The organism is uncultured Zhongshania sp. (assembly GCF_963975605.1).
Taxonomy (GTDB): domain Bacteria; phylum Pseudomonadota; class Gammaproteobacteria; order Pseudomonadales; family Spongiibacteraceae; genus Spongiibacter; species Spongiibacter aquimaris.
Map to the genome: position 1 here is coordinate 28,699 of NZ_CAXBHN010000008.1, position 19,279 is coordinate 47,977.

General features: G+C 50.1%; 20 protein-coding genes. 12 read left to right on the forward strand and 8 right to left on the reverse strand.

Going from position 1 to position 19,279, the window contains the following annotated elements; all coding sequences use genetic code 11:
- Nucleotides 1–120 precede the first annotated feature (120 nt).
- Nucleotides 121–1,035, forward strand: a complete 915-nt coding sequence (locus AAC007_RS09005) for an alpha/beta hydrolase (protein ID WP_339676103.1) — start codon at nucleotides 121–123, stop codon at nucleotides 1,033–1,035.
- An 11-nt stretch (nucleotides 1,036–1,046) separates the two neighbouring features.
- On the forward strand, nucleotides 1,047–2,540 hold the full coding sequence (locus AAC007_RS09010) for a transglutaminase domain-containing protein (protein ID WP_339676104.1): 1,494 nt from the start codon (nucleotides 1,047–1,049) through the stop codon (nucleotides 2,538–2,540).
- Nucleotides 2,541–2,605: 65 nt separating this feature from the next.
- Here the strand turns inward: AAC007_RS09010 and AAC007_RS09015 are convergent, their stop codons facing one another.
- Nucleotides 2,606–2,812: a hypothetical protein gene (locus AAC007_RS09015; RefSeq protein WP_295874122.1), complete on the reverse strand. Its 207-nt coding sequence runs from the start codon at nucleotides 2,810–2,812 to the stop codon at nucleotides 2,606–2,608.
- A 383-nt stretch (nucleotides 2,813–3,195) separates the two neighbouring features.
- On the opposite strand from AAC007_RS09015, the gene AAC007_RS09020 reads away from it, so the two are divergent.
- Nucleotides 3,196–3,579 (forward strand): nuclear transport factor 2 family protein, encoded by a 384-nt coding sequence (locus AAC007_RS09020; protein WP_295874124.1) that lies wholly within the window; start codon nucleotides 3,196–3,198, stop codon nucleotides 3,577–3,579.
- A gap of 86 nt (nucleotides 3,580–3,665) precedes the next feature.
- On the opposite strand, the gene AAC007_RS09025 is transcribed toward AAC007_RS09020, so the two are convergent.
- Nucleotides 3,666–4,535, reverse strand: a complete 870-nt coding sequence (locus AAC007_RS09025; protein ID WP_295874126.1) for a LysR substrate-binding domain-containing protein — start codon at nucleotides 4,533–4,535, stop codon at nucleotides 3,666–3,668.
- Nucleotides 4,536–4,654: 119 nt separating this feature from the next.
- Between AAC007_RS09025 and AAC007_RS09030 the strand changes: the two genes are divergently transcribed.
- Nucleotides 4,655–5,779: an S-(hydroxymethyl)glutathione dehydrogenase/class III alcohol dehydrogenase gene (locus tag AAC007_RS09030; RefSeq protein ID WP_296436104.1), complete on the forward strand. Its 1,125-nt coding sequence runs from the start codon at nucleotides 4,655–4,657 to the stop codon at nucleotides 5,777–5,779.
- 51 nt (nucleotides 5,780–5,830) lie between these two features.
- On the forward strand, nucleotides 5,831–6,670 hold the full coding sequence (gene fghA / locus AAC007_RS09035; protein ID WP_339676108.1) for an S-formylglutathione hydrolase: 840 nt from the start codon (nucleotides 5,831–5,833) through the stop codon (nucleotides 6,668–6,670).
- A gap of 41 nt (nucleotides 6,671–6,711) precedes the next feature.
- Here fghA and AAC007_RS09040 read toward each other — a convergent pair whose 3' ends face one another.
- Nucleotides 6,712–7,791 (reverse strand): SMP-30/gluconolactonase/LRE family protein, encoded by a 1,080-nt coding sequence (locus tag AAC007_RS09040; RefSeq protein WP_339676110.1) that lies wholly within the window; start codon nucleotides 7,789–7,791, stop codon nucleotides 6,712–6,714.
- A 240-nt stretch (nucleotides 7,792–8,031) separates the two neighbouring features.
- Here AAC007_RS09040 and AAC007_RS09045 point away from each other — a divergent pair, with 240 nt between their 5' ends.
- The 3 genes from AAC007_RS09045 to AAC007_RS09055 all read left to right on the forward strand — a co-directional run bounded on the left by AAC007_RS09045 (nucleotide 8,032) and on the right by AAC007_RS09055 (nucleotide 12,626).
- Nucleotides 8,032–9,057, forward strand: a complete 1,026-nt coding sequence (locus tag AAC007_RS09045) for an AraC family transcriptional regulator (RefSeq protein WP_339676111.1) — start codon at nucleotides 8,032–8,034, stop codon at nucleotides 9,055–9,057.
- A 186-nt stretch (nucleotides 9,058–9,243) separates the two neighbouring features.
- A complete protein-coding gene (locus AAC007_RS09050) occupies nucleotides 9,244–11,679 on the forward strand; it encodes a TonB-dependent receptor (RefSeq protein ID WP_339676112.1) in 2,436 nt (811 codons plus the stop codon).
- A gap of 236 nt (nucleotides 11,680–11,915) precedes the next feature.
- Complete coding sequence (locus AAC007_RS09055) at nucleotides 11,916–12,626, forward strand: hypothetical protein (RefSeq protein ID WP_339676114.1); 711 nt, start codon at nucleotides 11,916–11,918, stop codon at nucleotides 12,624–12,626.
- A gap of 29 nt (nucleotides 12,627–12,655) precedes the next feature.
- Here AAC007_RS09055 and AAC007_RS09060 read toward each other — a convergent pair whose 3' ends face one another.
- From AAC007_RS09060 to AAC007_RS09080, 5 genes are all read right to left on the reverse strand, one after another.
- On the reverse strand, nucleotides 12,656–13,513 hold the full coding sequence (locus AAC007_RS09060; RefSeq protein ID WP_339676117.1) for a PA4780 family RIO1-like protein kinase: 858 nt from the start codon (nucleotides 13,511–13,513) through the stop codon (nucleotides 12,656–12,658).
- Between the two features lie 159 nt (nucleotides 13,514–13,672).
- The gene (locus AAC007_RS09065; RefSeq protein WP_339676120.1) at nucleotides 13,673–13,861 is read right to left on the reverse strand and encodes an alkylphosphonate utilization protein; all 189 of its coding nucleotides are present in this window, start codon (nucleotides 13,859–13,861) and stop codon (nucleotides 13,673–13,675) included.
- 348 nt (nucleotides 13,862–14,209) lie between these two features.
- Entirely contained in the window at nucleotides 14,210–14,599 is a 390-nt protein-coding gene (locus AAC007_RS09070) for a polymer-forming cytoskeletal protein (protein ID WP_339676122.1), read from the reverse strand.
- Nucleotides 14,557–15,507 (reverse strand): M23 family metallopeptidase, encoded by a 951-nt coding sequence (locus AAC007_RS09075; RefSeq protein ID WP_295874160.1) that lies wholly within the window; start codon nucleotides 15,505–15,507, stop codon nucleotides 14,557–14,559. Before AAC007_RS09075 ends, AAC007_RS09070 begins: the two co-directional genes overlap by 43 nt.
- A gap of 494 nt (nucleotides 15,508–16,001) precedes the next feature.
- Nucleotides 16,002–17,369, reverse strand: coding sequence for a hypothetical protein (locus tag AAC007_RS09080; RefSeq protein WP_339676124.1), 1,368 nt, complete (start codon nucleotides 17,367–17,369; stop codon nucleotides 16,002–16,004).
- 311 nt (nucleotides 17,370–17,680) lie between these two features.
- On the opposite strand from AAC007_RS09080, the gene AAC007_RS09085 reads away from it, so the two are divergent.
- The 4 genes from AAC007_RS09085 to AAC007_RS09100 all read left to right on the forward strand — a co-directional run bounded on the left by AAC007_RS09085 (nucleotide 17,681) and on the right by AAC007_RS09100 (nucleotide 19,278).
- The gene (locus tag AAC007_RS09085; RefSeq protein WP_295874163.1) at nucleotides 17,681–18,136 is read left to right on the forward strand and encodes a thioesterase family protein; all 456 of its coding nucleotides are present in this window, start codon (nucleotides 17,681–17,683) and stop codon (nucleotides 18,134–18,136) included.
- A gap of 67 nt (nucleotides 18,137–18,203) precedes the next feature.
- Nucleotides 18,204–18,584 carry a PH domain-containing protein gene (locus AAC007_RS09090; RefSeq protein ID WP_295874164.1) on the forward strand — a complete coding sequence of 127 codons (381 nt, stop codon included), beginning with the start codon at nucleotides 18,204–18,206 and terminating at the stop codon, nucleotides 18,582–18,584.
- A gap of 13 nt (nucleotides 18,585–18,597) precedes the next feature.
- Nucleotides 18,598–18,909 (forward strand): hypothetical protein, encoded by a 312-nt coding sequence (locus tag AAC007_RS09095; RefSeq protein WP_339676128.1) that lies wholly within the window; start codon nucleotides 18,598–18,600, stop codon nucleotides 18,907–18,909.
- A gap of 36 nt (nucleotides 18,910–18,945) precedes the next feature.
- A complete protein-coding gene (locus tag AAC007_RS09100; protein WP_295874170.1) occupies nucleotides 18,946–19,278 on the forward strand; it encodes a DUF3301 domain-containing protein in 333 nt (110 codons plus the stop codon).
- Nucleotide 19,279: the final 1 nt, after the last annotated feature.

The window sequence follows — 19,279 nt, forward strand, 5'->3', positions numbered from 1 at the left end:
CTGTATAAGAGAATACCCTGATAGCGCACACCAAATTTCTATTTCCGCCGCCCAAGTAAACTCGCGAACTGACATTGCACGTGGCACTTTTCTACATGGTATGCTTGCGCAATACACAATATGAGTTCACTGCCCCACACCATGCTTACTCACCACCTCCTCGATTTTGGCCGCGGGCCTGCACGCTGGCTCGAATCTGAGTCAAATAGCGACACACTGCATTTCTCCGCAGCTAATGGCTTCCCGATAGGGAGTTACCGATTTTTCCTCGACCACTTTAAGCGTGACTTTAGCCTTATCGGGCTTGAGAACCGGGGCGCATGGAACCAAGAGCCTCCGTCGCGCGGCTTCACATGGCGCCAACACGCCGACGATTTAATTGCCTTTCTCGACCACCGGCGCGTAAGCCAACATAAAGGCCCAGTTATCGCCATGGGCCACTCAATCGGCGGCACGGTAAGCGCCTTGGCCGCTGCCAAACGACCGGATTTGTTTAAAGCCTTGTTAATGTTCGATCCCGCTGCTATTCCAGGCCGCATCATGCCCAAGATTGCGACAATCGCGCCCACCACGTTGATGGGCCAAATGAAGCTTGTAAAAAGTACCCTACGCAGAAAAACACACTGGGAAAGCCGCGAAGCATTCATCAACTATCACCGAGAAAAGTCGGCCTACCGGCGATTTTCTGACGCGGCGTTCGACGATTACGCACAAGCGGGCCTAGTCGAGCAAGACGATGGCAGCTTTACCCTGCGCTACGGTCGCGAATGGGAAGCCCACAACTTTCAACACACCTATTCGCCATGGCAAGCTTTGCGCCATATTACGGTTCCGACCCTGGTCTTGCGTGCGGAGCACTCCTACCTTCACAAACCCAAGGATTTTGCCCGTAATATCGCCAGGGTTTCCCAGCATGTTAGCCACGGTGTCATCACCGGCACGGGACACATGGCCTTACAGGAGGACTGCCAGCAAGTTGTTGCCAAAAGCTATGCCTGGCTACGTGAACAGCAACTGCTAAGTAGTCAACCGTGAAGATATTGCAGGTGCTTACTCATTCAAAAGCCAACACGCACTGGCCGGCTAGCCAGATAGCGATGTTAATTAGTGCGATCCTGCTGGCATCCTGCGCCTCTACCCCACCGTCAGCCGCAGTAAAATCCGCTGAGCTAAGCAGCCTCCTTAGGGATCAATGGCAAACTGTCAGCCTTCGGGACCATAAGATGGGATATCGTCATATTCGGAGAGAACTTAATAGCGAGCGCATCAACAGCACAGAAACTCTGGCGCTCACCTTGAGCCAACCCGGAACCCGCGACCGTAAAATCAGTACGATTCTGAGCTATCAAGAGTCGATTGACGGCAAGGCTATTTCGCTAAGTAAAACCATGACCTCGGAAACCGCCAACCACCAAATGAACGCAAAGGTGAGCGGAAATACGCTTGTGGTAACGCTAAAACAAGACGCCAAGGCGGAGAAATATGCCATTCCGGAGCCTTTCTATCTACCGGAAGGCCTTCGACTGGCCCTGCTAAAGCACGAGCCGCGCGATGCGCTCCTGACGTATTACAGTTGGAATTTTAGTACCCGCAGCTTCGACAAGATCAGTCTAACAATCAAAGCCTATACCGACTCAGCCAACCCCGCTTATGCATGGCATATACAAAAAGCCACCGCGATCGGCGAAAGCAGCAAGACTAGTGATATTTTCACTGACGCACACTTTTACCCACTAACAGAGCGCAGCCACTCAAACGGCGGAGACGTTCTATTTGCGAGCTGTGACCGCGCCTGCGCGACAGCTGACTTTATACCAAACACCCATGTCTACCGGCAGCTCATACAATCGCCCTATCGCATTAGTGATAGCGCCCTGCAGGGAAAAATACGCTATCACTTAAGTGGTGATTTTGATTTGCAGCCGCCCACCACTTACGAGCAGAGCGTAGCTGTTAGCCCGGAGGGTACAGAGCTTGTCGTCTGCGGCGACTGCGGAACAGAATCGTCACCCAGCGACGACGATCTGAATACCGCACTCAAGGACAATTACTGGCTGCCCGCGCAGAACCCGATATTCAAAAATCTAGTCGCAGAACTGCTACCAGATCAAGATTCCGACCCCAGCGGGCAGATGCAGCGCCTCACGCGTTTTGTGACCCGACATATGAGCGACGAACCCAGCTACTCCGGCTATGCAACTGCCTTAGAGGCATTTAATAGTCAGCAGGGCGATTGCACTGAGCACGCCTTATTACTAGCTACCCTCGCCCGAGCTGCGAACATACCCACCAGAGTGGTATTTGGATTGGCCTATAACAACGAACGATTTTTGGGGCGCAAATACGTGTTTGTGCCTCACGCGTGGGTGCAGGCATGGACAGGCAGTAAATGGGAGAGCTTCGACAGTGGCTTGGGGGACTTTACCGCTGGCTATATCGCGCTGGGCCTGAGTAATGGCGATCAAAGTGACATTCTAAAAATTAACGAACAGTTACATAAAATACTTATCGCATCAGCAATACAAATCAGGAGACGCTGAATGCACAGCGCCTCCTGACAAAAGACCAAAAAGTGGGGGTAAAACTGATTTTCTAAAAGCCAGACTTATTCGTAAGCAACCGGCATTTCTTGCAGTGTTTGATCACTAGCCACATCAATATCCGCGACCTCAACAGCGCCAGCGCGAACCGCACCAACAACAGTCACTTCTTCAATCAATTGCACCGGCTCATCAGCCACTGCACTCATCGGCGCTGCGGCCACTGCAACCACTGCCAGCATCATTACACGTACAAAACTATTTACACTCATTACCTACTCCGTCGCCCTTAGGCAGCTAATCAATCTTGCGGCAACCTACACGCACTGCACGAGGGCCCTTAACGGAGTAATTATCGTGTCGAATTGTGACATTCGTATTAATGTATTGTGACAAAACACAAAAAAATCAAAAAACATGGGATTTCTTATCACACGCCCCGGCACTAGAGGGTCGTTTAGTTTACCAAACTACCCGATGAGGCAATCACGACAGCATCGCAGCTGCCAATAAATTGCGTACGACCTGCGACCAGAGCCACGGCTGCGCAAGAAACTTAGAGGTGGAGAGCGCGACCACAAAACACGTATCGTGATCACCGCTAATATGAGTGTCTGCTATGCTTGGACAATAATAATCTGACAGAGATACCCGAATGCCTAATCAACTCGCCGACTGGCACCACGCTATTACCACCCGCGATATCGCCATGCTTGACGATATCCTCGCCGACAACGCGACATTCCATTCACCTGTAGTATACACCCCACAAGTCGGCAAAGAGGTCACCAAGATGTACCTCAGCGCCGCATTCCACGTCCTTCTCAACGACAGTTTTCACTACGTGCGCGAGGTCGCCGATGGCAAAAATGCCATCCTGGAATTTATGGTCGATGTCGATGGTGTGCAGGTCAATGGCGTGGACATGATCCGCTGGGATCACGACGGCAAGATCGCCGATTTTAAAGTGATGCTCCGCCCATACAAAGCGATCAATTTAGTGAAGGACAAGATGCGCGAAATGCTTGAGAGTTTATAAAAGTAGAGCAAACAAATTTCTCGCACAAATCGCTCAACAGATTCGGGGTAAGAAAATTTCCGCGGGCTTTATCCGTTATACGTTTCTCACCCCATGTGTTCCGCCAGGTAATCCACCAGACTTTTAATCTTGGGTGACAGCTGACGATTAAAAGGATACAAGGCCCAAATACCTTCTTCTGGTTCCTGATAAAAATCCAAGGCCATCAATAAGCGCCCTTGTTTGATATGATCTTGAACATAGTAGTCCGGCACCTGGATTAAGCCCAAGCCCTTGAGCGCGGCATCAACTAAGGCGTAAGCGCTATTGCACTGAATTCGACCCGACACTTTAATGCTTCGCGCTTTTCCACTCTCCATGAAACGCCAGTACCCTGACCCGCCCACCAAACATTCATGCTGATCTAATTCTGATACTGTATGCGGCACACCAAAACGACTTATATAGTCAGGAGCGGCGCAAACATGGCGCCGCCGCGCAGACAGTTTTCGCGCAATCATGCTCGAATCCTGCAAGTGACCCAGGCGAATTGCCAGATCATAGCCGTCAGCCAAAATATCCACCAATTGATTTGATAGCAAACACTCAACCTCTAACTGAGGATTTAGCGCCATAAAATCATTGATCAACGGCATGACCCGCTCCTCACCAAAGGTAATCGGTGCGGTAAGTTTTATCTTACCCTGAGGCGTGGCCTGCAGATCGGATACCGCTCTTTCTGCGTCTAGCAAACCCTCCAGGGCATGGCTACAGTGTCGAAAATAAACAGCACCCGCTTCAGTGAGCGCAACTTTACGGGTGGTGCGATAAAGCAACTTCACCTTGAGACGCGCCTCCAAGCTAGCGACCTGTCTACTTATCTGCGCCACAGAAAGGCGAAGACGTTTTGCCGCCGCCGTAAAACTCGCGGTTTCCGCTACCGCGACAAATTCACTAATCCCATTCCATTCCGACATTATTACCGCCTCGTAAAAGTCTTTTACATATAATGAACATTACACACAATGAGGAAACAATTACAATCAAGGCCGTTCTCTACAATCATTATCACCTAACCATCTCTCGGAGCGACTTCATGTCAGACCAATTTATAAAATCTAAAGCCGCTGTGGCCTGGGGTCCCGGCCAGCCATTAAAAATTGAAGAAGTCGACGTCATGCTACCCAAGGCAGGCGAGGTGCTTGTCCGCATCGTCGCCACCGGCGTATGCCACACAGACGCATTTACCTTGTCGGGCGATGATCCAGAGGGTATTTTCCCTGCCATTCTCGGCCATGAAGGCGGCGGTATTGTTGAACAGGTCGGCGAAGGTGTGACCAGCGTGGCAGTTGGCGACCACGTAATTCCGCTTTACACCCCCGAATGCGGCGAGTGCAAATTTTGCCTGTCAGGAAAAACCAACCTCTGCCAGAAAATTCGCGAAACCCAGGGTAAAGGGCTTATGCCAGACGGCACTACGCGGTTTTACAAAGACGGACAAGCCATCTTTCACTATATGGGCTGCTCCACGTTCTCGGAGTACACCGTGCTACCAGAGATATCACTGGCAAAAGTGAACCCCAGTGCGCCGCTTGAAGAAGTCTGCCTACTCGGCTGCGGTGTTACCACCGGCATGGGTGCGGTGATGAACACAGCCAAAGTCAAACAAGGCGACACCGTCGCTATATTCGGTTTAGGTGGTATAGGCTTGTCAGCCGTAATTGGGGCCGTCATGGCCAAAGCCAGCCGTATCATTGCCATCGACATCAACGAGTCTAAATTTGAATTGGCGAAGAAATTAGGTGCAACAGACTGCATTAATCCCAAACTCTTCGACAAACCCATTCAAGAAGTGATTGTGGGTATGACCGATGGCGGCGTGGACTTTTCCTTTGAATGTATCGGCAATGTGAACACCATGCGCTCAGCCCTAGAATGCTGCCATAAAGGCTGGGGCGAATCCGTGATCATTGGGGTTGCAGGCGCAGGCCAAGAAATATCTACACGCCCCTTCCAGCTTGTAACGGGCCGAGTCTGGCGCGGTACCGCCTTCGGTGGCGTTAGAGGTCGCTCAGAATTGCCAGACTACGTAGAGCGCTACCTTGCCGGCGAATTTAAACTCAGTGATTTCATTACCCACACCATGCCGCTGGAACAGATTAACGAGGCATTTGAGCTTATGCATGAAGGTAAAAGCATTCGCTCAGTTGTGCATTATTAAATCCGCCATATAACGAAGAGGACATTGCCCCAAGGGGCAATGTAATACCTTATGAGTATTGAAAACATCAGCAGTAATAAAAGCTTCGGTGGTTGGCACAAGCAGTATAGTCACCGCTCCGCCGTGCTGAATTGCGATATGCGTTTTGCGATTTATCTGCCGCCCCAAGTGTCCACAGGTGATACCGTTCCGGTACTCTATTGGCTGTCAGGACTGACCTGCACCGATGAAAACTTTATGCAGAAAAGCGGTGCACAAGCTATCGCCGCCGAGCTCGGCATCGCGATTGTCACTCCCGATACCAGCCCGCGTGGTGACGACGTAGCTGACGATGAAGGATACGACCTAGGTAAAGGCGCGGGGTTTTATGTCAACGCCACCCAAGCGCCGTGGAATCGGCACTACCAAATGTACGACTATATTGTGGAAGAATTGCCTACCCTCATCGAGGCGAATTTCCCCGTGTCTGGCATGCGCTCAATTTCAGGCCATTCAATGGGTGGCCATGGCGCACTAACTATCGCGCTAAAAAATCCACTGCGCTACCAATCGGTATCTGCATTCAGCCCCATCAGCAATCCGATAAATTGCCCCTGGGGGCAAAAGGCCTTTACGCAGTATTTAGGTGACGATAAATCCCAGTGGCGGCAACACGACGCCAGCGAACTCATGCGCAACGCACGACAATTTGTACCCGCAAGAGTTGAGCAAGGCAACGCTGATCAGTTTCTGGAAGAACAACTAAAACCAGAAACCCTCACGGCTGCCGCCAATGCCAGTGCTTATCCGCTTGAGCTAAATAGCCACGACGGCTACGACCATAGCTACTATTTCATCGCCAGCTTTATTGAAGAGCACCTGCGCTTTCACGCGGTACATTTGCAGGGTTAAACCAGAGAGGTGCCGACAACACTAACTCAGCACCTGTCATGTCACTCTGCCTGCGGCACCGGTAGCACAGCAATTGAAGGCATTGCCAAGCTACCGAGCCAGAGCAGGCCATCGTACTCATTTACGCTAGTCACTGTGTGGTACCGTCCGTCATGAGACTGTAAATTAAACTTCACGACGCCATCCAAACTGAGTCCGAGCACAAAACCGAGATCACTAGTCGGCACCAGCATGTTGGCCGGCAAACCACCCAATAATTTACGTATCAATGGGTACTGCGCCAATAGATCAATCTCTTTGCTTCGCAATGCCGGTATGGCCAGCCAAATAGTATCGCTACCATTAAAGCTGATGTTGTCAGGCATACCTGGTAAATAGTCGATAAACACATCTTGAACACCTGCCTTTGGTCCTTTTAGCCAAAGGCGAGTCACCCGCGATGCGCCCGTTTCATTGACTAATACCCAGCTATCGTCAGGACCAAGACTTACCCCATTAGCAAAATAAAGACCGCTGACACGCACCTTGAGCTCGCCACTGGCTGGAGAGGAACTCAACAGTCGACCCGTCGCGCTAGCCTCTAGCAAATCGTAAATGTAATCATGCAAGCCAAAGCGAGTCGAAACATCGCTAAACCAAATTGTGCCGTCTTCGGCCACATCGACATCGTCGATAAAGCGAAAATTAAGCTCATGATCGTAGTGGACTAAAACACTAATCTCGCCGCTGGCCGCCACAGACAACAAGCCCTTAAATGCGTCGGCAACAATTAAATTTCCCGCGCCATCAAACTGCATTCCCAGCGGGCGACCGCCGGTATTCACAAACTCCCGAATAGTACTGGGGTCAGGCTCGCCGTCCCTTAGCCCAAAACACACGATCCGGCCATCCATATAACCGGTGTAGAAAAGCCCATTGGGACCTTTTACGACATCTTCTGGCCCCACACCCACATCGTGCAAATAGGTTTTGAGCGTCGACAAACGATTATTTTCTGCAAAGGCAGCACTCGCTGGCGGCGTAAATGCCACCGGCTCAAGCGGAGAACGGGCAAACAATGCCAGGCCTCCAATAAATAACACCAAAACTGCGATAGCACATACGCGCAAGAAATATCCCATGTCACACTCTCTTATTGTTGTATGTTGTCAGTCGAGAAGTTGTATTGCATCGCCCCGCAAATCTATTCACTCGGCACATTTTTACCATCGCTTTTTTGACGCTAACCTAATTTCTCGAACAAAAACTCAATGCCAAGGCAAAACACACCAATGCAAATGCTGGCAACAGTGGCTTGATAAGACTATTCTAAAAGTTATCATTTGACGACATTTTGCTGGCTATTTATTGAAAGGACACTTATGCGCCCCTTAGTACGTTCAACCGCGCTCAGTGGTTACTCTGAGCTCGTTCGCAGCCTCAACGAAGACCCAGCCCCCTTATTAAAACAGTTCAATATTGACCCAGAACGTCTAGGTGATCTCGACTATTTAATTTTCTTTCACAGCTTAATGCAGTTATTAGAAGCGACCGCAGAAAAATTACAGTGCGCCGACTTTGGCCTGCGCCTATCTAAAACACAAAACCTAGAAACCCTTGGCCCGATCGCCATTATGGCACGCGCCTCCAGCACTGTTCGCGACGCCCTATTTTGTATCGCGCGCTATATAGCCCACCACAGCCCCGCCATAAAACTGACGCTAGACAACACCTCGGCACCAAATTTTCCACGCCTGATGCTAGACATCAACGTCGCCGACTTTCCCTACCGGCACCAGACTACAGAAATGTCCATTGGCTTGATGGCAAACGTACACGCGATGCTCACCGAAAATCGAAAAAAGCCCGAAACCATTTTATTCAGACACGACCGAATCTTGGATGCAAAAATTTACAAGCGTCATTTCGGCTGTCCGGTACTGTTCAATCAGGACTGCAATGCGCTGGTGCTCACCCCGGAACAATTCGATTTCCCAATTAAAACCGCAGACTCCTTCCAACGCGACATCATCGCTAACTACGTCATTAAAAAAGGTAGCAACTCGCCATTTACATTTATAGAACAAACCCGGTTTATTATTAGCCGTCTGCTGCCAGCACAGTGCTGCAACATCAAAACCGTGGCCAAAGAGCTCTATATGCACCAACGCACTCTGCAACGTCGATTAAAAGACGAAGGCCATGTATTCGAAGAGTTAGTTGACGAAATACGCAGACACGATGCCAAAAACTTCCTCGCCGAACAGCGAATGCCAATGGCTCAAATTGCAGGACTGCTCGGATATCAAGAGCAGAGTTCATTTAATCGCGCAGCCAAACGCTGGTTCGGTGTCACGCCCAATGTTTATAGAAAAGCCGTCCACACTGCGACGAAACAAGAACACTAAGCTAAGCTCTACAAGCAATGAGCAGCTTTCACAGAAAACATAATGTGAATAATAACCGGGCAAGCTGTCATCAAAAGACAAGAATAAGTCGCCAAATGACAATTTATAACAAAGGGACTTCGGCATTATCCACGCTCTAAAATTCTTAAATAATACCAACCTGTCACCGCTTGAAAGGATCAGTCTATGCAGCAACGTCGCTCAGCAACACAAAAGAGTCGCCGGCACTTAGTAAACGCTGGCATCTGTCTTACCATTGCTAGTGCAGTAAATTGTGCTGTCGCCGCACCCATGCTTGAAGAGGTGCTGGTTACGGCGCAAAAGCGCAGCCAGAGTACGCAAGATATTCCCGTGGCAGTAACCGGTTTAACAGGCACCCAGCTCGACAAATACGGCTTCGAAAATGCCAGCGATATCTCCGCACAAGTTCCCAATATGCAGGTCAGCGGCCCCTACGGTGACATTCAACCTATTTTCTCTATTCGCGGCGTCAGCATGTCTGACTATAGCTCTAACCAAGCCAGCCCAATCGGGGTCTACGTCGACGAAACCTATCTCGCACCGGTATACAGCCACGGCGCTAACTTTTTTGATATTGAGCGCTTAGAAGTATTGCGCGGCCCGCAGGGCACCCTATACGGCAAAAACACCACGGGTGGCGCGATAAACATCATTACCCGCACCCCACAATTTGGTGGTGAAGCCAACAATTACGTCAAATTGGGCGCGGGGAGCTTCAACGCCACCAGCGCCGAAGCTGGCGCGGAAACCGAACTTATAGAAGGTATTTTAGCTGCCCGCGGCGCACTCAGTTTTAAGCGCGATGAAGGCTATGTTGATATCGTTGGTCGCGGTGAAAATGGCGCCCAAACTGATTTCCGCGGCGGGCGCTTGGCGCTGCATTTTGCACCCAACGACACCTGGGATGCGGTATTTAAATATACTGTTTCTGGTAACGACGCGCTGAGTACTCCCGCGCGCAACGAAGGCCGTACCGATCTGATTGGCTCACCAAATTCCGACTACAACGGCTACTCGCGCGAAAGTCGCAATTTAGATTTCCATGAGACTGAAGCCAACGACGTCGGCCCTCTTATTACCAACACCGACATTGCCGGCCTAACGATCACTTTTTCTGGCGATAATTACTCGATCACATCGGTAAGCTCATACTACGACGCCGACTACTACCAGTTGGCTGACACCGACGGCTCACCGAATGATCTGCTTACTATTACCTGGTCCTCAAACACCATCGGTTACAGTCAAGATTTGCGTTTCTCATCCGAATTCGACGGCATGTTTAATATTATTGCCGGTCTCTATTACGGCTATGAAGACCAGTTCATGAATAATATTTATGACATCTTCGACACGCCACCGGATGTTCGCGTGGGCATAGCGAAACCGGATACCGCCCAACAATATCCGTTTCTACTGAACTACGGCATGCTTGATCAGCGCATGGAAACCAAGAAAAGCAGCCTAGCTGCGTATTCACAAATGCGTTTTGATTTCACCGATCGTTTTGGCATGGATATAGGCCTGCGCTACACCAAAGACGACAACGAGCAAAGCTACTTTAATATTTCACGCGTGGAGTACGACGGCAGCCCAACAGGAACCTATGTGCCAGGAAACAATACTGGTGTCGATGACGCATATATTTCTCTGCCACTATCCCAGTCACAGCTGATCGACATCCTCGGAGACCCGACCTTACTGGCAAACCTACTGAACATAGGATACACACACGGCCCCTATACACTTGACTCCGCTCCCGCACTGGAAGCCAACGAGGCTGAATGGACGGGCAAATTAGGACTTGATTACCGCATCAACGACGACGTAATGGTCTATATTAGCGCCAGTCACGGCTACCGCAGCGGCAGTTTCAATGGCGGCGCCTACTACCTTGCCCGACCGATTGAAACCGCCTACGCGTCTCCTGAATATATCGACGCCTTTGAAGTTGGTTTCAAAGCTGATCTGCTAGACAACAGCATGCGCTTAAACGCCGCCTTGTTTTCCTATGACTATACCGACCAGCAATTTATTAACGTCGTCGGTTTCTCGAACTTCCTTGAAAACGCCGGTAGTTCGAAGATTGCCGGTGCTGAAGCGGAATTATGGGCGCGCTTAACCGAAAAACTAACTCTACAAATCGGGTTTGGTTATCTGGAAACTGAGTTTTCTGAACTTACTTTAGCGAACACTGAAACCATTGCCGACGCAGATGATCGCGTCGATCTCAGCGGCAACGAGCTAATTTCCGCACCCAAGTTTAACTACAGCATCTCGCTGGATTACGATATTTGGGTAACAGAAGCTGGCTATCTAACGACCAATGTTAACGGCAATTTTCAAGATGACCAGTGGTATAGCGCTTACAATGACCAATTCGGCTACGGCGAAATTCGCCAAGACGCCTACTGGTTATTTAATGCCCGAACTAGCTGGCATGCCAGCGACGACAGCTACTCAATTTCGCTGTGGGTTAAAAACCTGATGGACAAAGAATACGACGGCTACGGTATAAACCTGCAAGCTGGTTTCGGTCATGACAGCTACCTTGCAGGCCCGCCACGCACCTACGGCGCAGAGGTTACATACCGCTTCTAAGACTCGGTGTCAGTACGCTGACACAGCCTTTCAACAGCAGGTTACGCAAGGATGCGACCTGCTCTGCACCGCAAAACCCTACCCAAATTAAAACTAAAATCCCGCCCTAGCATTTAACAAACACCGAAACTAAGCTGCGCCATCTACGTATTGAAGGTAGCGCTGCAATGTAGACAATAGAGTTGTCTATGCACTCATCCATTCCGCAGTAACTTCGGAATAGGAGCCGTAACTCTATGAAGGCTACAAAACCTAGCGACGCATCTGCGAGACCAGTTTCACTCGGTCAACTGTTAATCGCTGGCGGATTCATATCCGCCAGCACCTTGCAGGACGCCTTAAATACCCAGCAATGGAGTCGCCGCCGCCTTGGTGAGGTACTTGTCCAACGCGACATACTCAGCCGCTTAGAGAAACAAACACTGCTTGAACTCCAAAAAAAGTTATCAACTCACGCAAAAGCACTTAGGCCTGACGGCAGCCTGACGCAGACCTTACAGCTTAGCTTAGGGCAGTTACTGCTTAATAGTGGCGAAATCACAGCTCAACAGCTGGAGTCGGCATTAGCTGAGCACAGCCTTAAGAATCGTCGACTCGGCGAAGTCCTCGTTGAGCAACAATCACTGACACCTATCCGCCTCGCGCAGTGGTTAAAACTGCAGAAGAAGTTAGTCAGTGCCGCAGCTGTAGCGACCTGGATGATGGCCGGCAGCTGCAATGTTGCCGCCGATGAGCGCGAACAGACTCTTTGGAAAAAATTTATTTCAGGGAAATTTCATCAGGAAAAAACGAGAGACTCTCATCTTGCCTGGGGGCAGCTGGGCGCGAAAAATCTTGGCAATATGAATATTCAAAATCGCGACCTCAGCGAATTGCGCCGCAGCCGCGATGGCACTCTGACACTCAGGTTTGGCGACAAAGGCTTGAATATTACCAAGCGATTCTAGGGCCTCTCTACACTACTTGGATTTCAGGCTTAATCTTCTTCATTCGCTTCGCGGATTCGCTCGCGACGCTCGGCCTCTTCTTCCATAACCGCCTTAATTTCCAATAGCACGGCATCCACGTCTGCCGCTTCACCACTGTCTTCAAACTCGCCACTGAGTGGGGTATCTTCGTTTAATTCGCCGTCTTCATACAACGCCCACATCTCGTCAGCATAACGCGTCGCTAACAATTCAGGGGCATACTGACCGTAGTATTCGGTCATATTATTGATATCGCGACCCAACATACTTCGGGCGTTATTATTGCCCGCGGCGTCGACTGCCTGCGGCAGATCAATGATGACCGGGCCGTATTCATCAACTAAGACATTAAATTCCGACAAGTCACCGTGAACCAGGCCGGCAACCAACATCAGTTTCACGTAATGCATCACAAGAGCATGGTCTTCGATTGCCTGTTCAGCCGACATCGACACATCGTTCAAGCGCGGCGCAACGCCACCCTCTTCATCGGTAACCAACTCCATCAGCAATACGCCATCGAAACAGCCGTAGGGTTTTGGCACCCGCACGCCCGCCTTAGCTAGTCGATACAGCGCGTCCACCTCTGCGTTATGCCACGCATCTTCCTGCTGCTTGCGACCAAACTTCGAGCCTTTTTCCATCGCGCGCGCGCGGCGACTATTGCGCACTTTGCGGCCTTCTTGGTACAAAACGGCCTGCTTAAAGCTACGTTGTGCCGCTTCTTTATACACCTTTGCGCAGCGAATTTCGTCGCCACAGCGCACTACATACACAGAGGCTTCTTTACCACTCATCAATGGCCGAAGTACTTCGTCAACAATGCCATCTTCAATCAGCGGTTGTATGCGTTTAGGGGTTTTCATTTTGTCCTTCACGTTATTCCGGCATAGACCGGAGAATTCCACACGATATTAATAAAGCCAATGTCATTGTAAAGCGTGGCCTATCTTTAGGCGACCACCCCGCACAAAACCTACGTCAAAGTTGACACCTGGCTGAGCAATACCGAATCTTAGCGTATTCTAATTAGATTTTTTGACATACGCGCTAATTATCACAATTCGCGTACCATTAACTCGGCCTTCGATATGTTCAGAATTATTCGTCAACGAGATACCGCGCACCGCTTTACCGCGCTTGGCGACGAAGCTTGTAGCTTTAACGTCCAAATCCTTGATCAATACCGCCGTGTCGCCGGCTCGGCACTCCAAACCGTGCCCCTCAAACTACGCCAGCGTTTAGCGTCTAGCTCGTTAGTTGCAGGCAGCTGCGCAGCCCAAAGCTCGCAAACCCTGACACAATGGCTAAGATTAGCCTGCTCGAAGGGAGGCACCGCGAAAAGCGTCAAATGTTCAGAGGACGCGCGCAATTCACAGCGGGAATCGCTACGCTAAGGCTTGCCCGGTATTCATAAGATGTACGTTAGCAAAACGACGTATTTTACGGCTTAGCGACTGTAGAAACGACCTAAAAGAAGCTGAAATGAAAAAAACTTAGCGATTGCCCGAAACCTGGGGGAGCAAGACGCCGCAAAAACAGCGCCTTAAACTTAGACTAATTTAACTAGCACGATTCTCTGTAGCTGACGAATCTTGTGTTTCTTGCGTTTTTGCCGCATCTTCATTAACAAAAGTTAGGCGAGGGGTGTCATGCTTCTTTACTTGGCTCGCGCCAACAAATTGACCGCCAGACTCAATCACCAACTCGCGAACTTTAATCTCACCACTCACTTGTCCAGAGGCGACAATTTCTAAGCGGTCGGCATCGACCTTGCCGTCTAAGATTCCACTTACCAATACGCGCTTGGCTTTTACATCGCCAGTAAAACGACCACTTGTGCTTACAATCAGATCATTTTTGGAAATCAGGTTTCCCTTCATGACGCCATCGAGATGAAAGTCGTCGTTTAGCTCGACGTCACCGGTAAGCGTGGTGCCAGCTGCGACCACCGTCGTTCGGGAACCACCATCTGTTTTCTTAGAGTTTTTGCCAGGGAATCCCATTTTATTTGCTCCTCGCGAGTAAAGAGAACATCGTAATTTTCCCAAGACCATTCCATGAATGGACCCGGAGCCAAGCGTCGATGTAAGTATCGTACTTCGTAGTGAAGATGTGGCGCACTGGATAAGCCAGTATTGCCGGTATAGCCAATCAAATCGCCCTGACGAACATAATCACCCATAGCCACTGAGGATTTACTCAAATGACCAAATACCGTCACAAACCCAAAGTTATGGCTTAATTTGATCATATTGCCAAAGCCACTTGTATTCATACCCGCCCACTCAACCACGCCATCGGCGGTCGCATAAACTGGGGTACCAACCGCAGCGCGTAAATCCGCTCCGCCGTGTAATGCCATTTTGCCCAGCACGGGGTGATTACGCATACCATAGCGACTGGTCACAAAAGCATTAGATAGAGGGTAACCACTGGGAATAGCATTTAGCATGTGATGCTTTTCAGACGCAGTTTGGCTAGCCGTATCCAGCCGTTGATAAAGGGCTATATCGGGGTCGGGGGTTAATCCGATCATGGTTTCAATAGAGCCAAGCTCGTCGGTCATGGTCGACAGCGCCGCTACCTTTTCGTCAACAGTTTGCTGTAAGCGCCGCTGCTCCGCCATCAAAACGCTGTTTTCTGACTTAATCTTGGCCTGATATTGCTGCAATTCCGCCACTTCGGTATTCAACATACCTAGGCGAGTACTCATAAACAAAATCGCCAAAAACCCGCCGAGAAAGCAAGTTCCGAGCAAAATGCCAAGGCCGGCCATATAGCGGCGCATGAGCTGGGTAACAGTGTAGTGCTTAGCACCACTGTAATTCGTTATTGTTATTCTGTAATGATCGCGCATCTTAACTCTCTAGTTTGCCTTCATCGCATTCGGAGTTGACCAAGCCGTAAGGACAAAATAAAACCAAAATCATCAAACCACTGCTCAAAAATTCTCAAAAATGATGGAACTTTTTCCACCCCACGAGACGCAAAACCATCTCGGGCGGCTCGATTATGTTATTACTGCGCAAAGTATGCAAATTGTGCAGCAATTTAGGCTGCCAGATTCGACCAGTTACACGCGTTTAAAAGAAGATTGAATGTCATCTGACAGGTCAATAGTGGCGACACTTAATTATGGATTTACCCTAAAGCGTGGCAGCTACTTTGTTTGCACGACCCTCAAGGAGTAAGCAAAGCAAAAAGTACAGGAAAGCGGCAAACAGGAAGAATTTGTAGCACAGACAAGGACATACCGCTCAACACCAGTAAAAATTGCCGCGATATAAAACCTATAAACGCAAAAAAGCGGCCAAAAGGCCGCTTTCAATCTAGCAATAGCAAGTTAATGACTTAAGGCGCTGCACTAGCAAACAAAGTCGTAAGTGCACCCTGCAGCACGGTAAGTAAATTCTCACCACCGCCGCCACCGATTGCATCAGTTAAGGTTGATGCGACATCACACAGGGCGCTAAGAGGGGTCGCCGCCAGCGGGCAAGACCCCGCACCGCCATCTAATGCAGTCACTAAAGGCGTTAGCAACAAGTCTAAAGGCGTACCTGTTAAGCCATCACCTGTGCCACTGCCACCGCCGGCAGACAATAATGCTTGCAGCGGAGCGAGTGCTTCTAACAGGGCATCAAACCCACCCACATTAGAGCCGCCGCCACCACCAGCTAAACCGTCAGTTAGCGCACTTTGAAGCCCTGCCAAGAACGTATCGCTAAGCGGACCAAATAGCGCATCGGCTGGATTTTCAAAACCGCCGCCAGGTAGCTCGCCAAAATTACCACCCAATAGACCGGCTAGCGCTGCCGTTGCTTCTTTAATTTGGCTACTCAGAACTGGGCCTTGATCAGCCTGCTCTTCGATAAAGCCGATAGGCACCACATCGATTAACAAGCCGTTCAGCAAGTTTTCAAGCGTGACGCTCAATGCTGCAGACGCCGCATCGGTATCCATATCGTCAAATGCAAGTCCAGCTGCAGCCAGGTCGCTTAAGGCGGTATCCAGTGTTGTCAACAAGCCACCTAATACAGGTGCACCGCCAATTTGGCCTGACGGATCTTGATCACGAATGGTTTGAATACCTTCGCTAAACGCGTCGCTCAACATCGTCAACAATACCGACGGTGATGGCGCTTCGCCGCTGCCGCCACCATTGGCCATTTCCAGCACAGGTGCCAATGCATCTGCCAAGGGTGCTAAAGGCGTACCCGCTAAGGCAGCCAGTGGATCAGATGAATCACCACCGCCACTGCCGCCACCCGTGCAACTCTCCCCAGCCAAAGACGCCAAGGCCACCGGTAAGTCAGCTGCCAGCTCAGTCACTGTTGCCTGGAAGCTTGCCGCTGAATCAGTAAACAAGGCGGCCGGATCACTTTGCAGCGTAGCCGGATCAACATTCACTAGAATTGAATCTAAGATATCCAGGACGTCGGTAACAATAAACGACGTCACGCAGCTCACCGGACCTTCCAATGGTGTACCCGCAGCACCCGCAACAATCGGTGCCAAAACCTGTTCAGACAGAGGCTGCTGTACCGCATCCAGCGGGCCTTCAACCTCAGAAAACCCGTTAGTGATCGGCTGTTCCGCGCCGCCACCGCCACCGCTAGAGCCGCCTCGGTTGCTACTACTGCCGCCGCCACAACCCGTCAACACCAAACCGGCGCTGAGGGTTAAGGCCAGAAGCCCCTTGTTAAAAAACACTTTATTCATACTAAGTACTCCGTTAATTAGCGTAACAATCGCTGATACATCTACCCAAAATGACGCGCTTTGTAACAAGGCTAAAACTACTCCACCATCTTACATTTGCTGCTGTGCGTGCTGAGGACAGTAGAACAAATATGAGAAGTAGTTGAAGTAAGGGAAAACCGAGGAGCATCGCTAAGCGACACACCATACCGAGAACTGCATCACATTTTTATTAAGTCACCGAACCAAACACATATACGCATCATCACGCTTCGCTAGATCGCGGTTTATATCTAATTAGTGAATAATGTCGAATTTGATGGAAACTAGCTATGCAGAGCACGCCCTTCAATTGGGACTATGAGAACCCGTTCACACAAGAATTTCGTGTTCAGGACCAACACATCGATTTTATCGGGCATGTGAATAACGCGGTGTATGTCGGCTGGTGCCAAGACGCAGGTTGGCAGCACTCGCTAGACCTCGGATTAGGCCTAGAAGAATACAAATCCCTGGACGCAGCAATGATAATTCGGCGCGCTGACTACGACTATATCCTCTCGGCCTATGCCGGCGACGAGTGCGTCATGGGAACGTGGCTAAGTGCCAACGACCACAAGCTCACGATGGAAAGGCAATTCCAACTACTTCGCAAAGTAGACGGTAAAACATTGCTGCGCGGCCACTGGCAACTAGTGTGTATTCGCATGAGTAACGGCAAACCGCGGCGCATGCCAGTGGAGTTTGATACACGTTACGGTGCTGTGGTCATCCCCCCTGCGGTCTAGTCGAGTGCACCGCACCATAATCCGTGTAGAATACGACGATAACTTCAAATCAAGAGAGAGTGATACGGTGACAAGCCAATACGCTGAACACCCCGCCATGTTTCGCAACAATCCGCTGGGGTTTATCCTCGCCGTCATTCTAATTCCGGCGGCCATTGGCATCATAATATTGATGGTCTGGTATTTGCGCTGCAAATCTACGCGCTTAGAGATCAACGATAATGAAATAGTTCTTGAGCAGGGCCTACTCAGCAAAGAACGCACCGAACTGAACGTGTCGGGTATTCGCACGGTAAAAATCAAACAGTCTTTTTTCAATCGCTTGTTTGGTGTGGGCACCCTGTCGGTTTACACCGCCGGTGACAATCCCGAAATACAGGCGCACGGCATGCCCAAGCCAGAAGTATTCCGCGATCTCGTCAAATCACGTCAATCCAACGCGAGCTGAGCCGATTAACGAAATGAACAACGCAAGCGATAATGACAGCAAGCGCGCCTTGAAAATAGCGATCATATCCCTGGTATTGATTGTCTTACTCGGCTTGGCCGTCGCCATGTTCATCCCGCTGGCGTCGACCTTTATCGACCAATATTTCAGTCCCGGTCTCGGGCTGAAAGACGCCGCGGTAGCAGCCTTTTTCGTCACGGTCGTGACCTTGGTTATTTTTGCAGTTGCCGCCGGCGACGGTTTACTCGGCGAGCTACAATTCATACTGAGCGGCTTTTTTAGTTTTTTTCTGGTGCTGTGGCTTTTAATTGCATGGATTTTCTAAGCAGCAGCCCAGCTCGATGTCAGCGGAACCTCATCCATGCTTGACCTTTTCGACGTTACTGCGCTGTTTGGCTTTTTTGCCCTTCTCGCTTATTTTTGGCGGGCACAGGGCACACGAGAAATCGCCTTGCGCGCGACTCGCAAACACCTGGAACTTCAGCAACTTGCTTTGCTCGACGACCACGTCGCCCTTCGCGCCATCTGGTTTAAACGCAATTCCAAAGGCGAGTTTAGCCTGTGGCGACGCTATATCTTTGAATTCACCGCGACCGGTCACGAGCGCTACAAAGGCTGCGTAATCACCCTCGGCAATAAAATTGAAAGCTATGAGCTGGAACCGCATCGTTTTCCAAATGACATAATTCACTAAA

Excerpts from the sequence above, each read along its gene's own strand:
- fghA (WP_339676108.1), top strand. The coding sequence starts at position 5,831 with ATGAGTATTGAAAACATCAGCAGTAATAAAAGCTTCGGTGGTTGGCAC.
- AAC007_RS09055 (WP_339676114.1), top strand. The coding sequence starts at position 11,916 with ATGAAGGCTACAAAACCTAGCGACGCATCTGCGAGACCAGTTTCACTC.
- AAC007_RS09095 (WP_339676128.1), top strand. The coding sequence starts at position 18,598 with ATGAACAACGCAAGCGATAATGACAGCAAGCGCGCCTTGAAAATAGCG.
- AAC007_RS09030 (WP_296436104.1), top strand. The coding sequence starts at position 4,655 with ATGTCAGACCAATTTATAAAATCTAAAGCCGCTGTGGCCTGGGGTCCC.
- AAC007_RS09075 (WP_295874160.1), bottom strand. The coding sequence starts at position 15,507 with ATGCGCGATCATTACAGAATAACAATAACGAATTACAGTGGTGCTAAG.
- AAC007_RS09050 (WP_339676112.1), top strand. The coding sequence starts at position 9,244 with ATGCAGCAACGTCGCTCAGCAACACAAAAGAGTCGCCGGCACTTAGTA.
- AAC007_RS09025 (WP_295874126.1), bottom strand. The coding sequence starts at position 4,535 with ATGTCGGAATGGAATGGGATTAGTGAATTTGTCGCGGTAGCGGAAACC.
- AAC007_RS09045 (WP_339676111.1), top strand. The coding sequence starts at position 8,032 with ATGCGCCCCTTAGTACGTTCAACCGCGCTCAGTGGTTACTCTGAGCTC.
- AAC007_RS09100 (WP_295874170.1), top strand. The coding sequence starts at position 18,946 with ATGCTTGACCTTTTCGACGTTACTGCGCTGTTTGGCTTTTTTGCCCTT.
- AAC007_RS09060 (WP_339676117.1), bottom strand. The coding sequence starts at position 13,513 with ATGAAAACCCCTAAACGCATACAACCGCTGATTGAAGATGGCATTGTT.
- AAC007_RS09040 (WP_339676110.1), bottom strand. The coding sequence starts at position 7,791 with ATGGGATATTTCTTGCGCGTATGTGCTATCGCAGTTTTGGTGTTATTT.
- AAC007_RS09020 (WP_295874124.1), top strand. The coding sequence starts at position 3,196 with ATGCCTAATCAACTCGCCGACTGGCACCACGCTATTACCACCCGCGAT.
- AAC007_RS09085 (WP_295874163.1), top strand. The coding sequence starts at position 17,681 with ATGCAGAGCACGCCCTTCAATTGGGACTATGAGAACCCGTTCACACAA.
- AAC007_RS09015 (WP_295874122.1), bottom strand. The coding sequence starts at position 2,812 with ATGAGTGTAAATAGTTTTGTACGTGTAATGATGCTGGCAGTGGTTGCA.
- AAC007_RS09005 (WP_339676103.1), top strand. The coding sequence starts at position 121 with ATGAGTTCACTGCCCCACACCATGCTTACTCACCACCTCCTCGATTTT.
- AAC007_RS09080 (WP_339676124.1), bottom strand. The coding sequence starts at position 17,369 with ATGAATAAAGTGTTTTTTAACAAGGGGCTTCTGGCCTTAACCCTCAGC.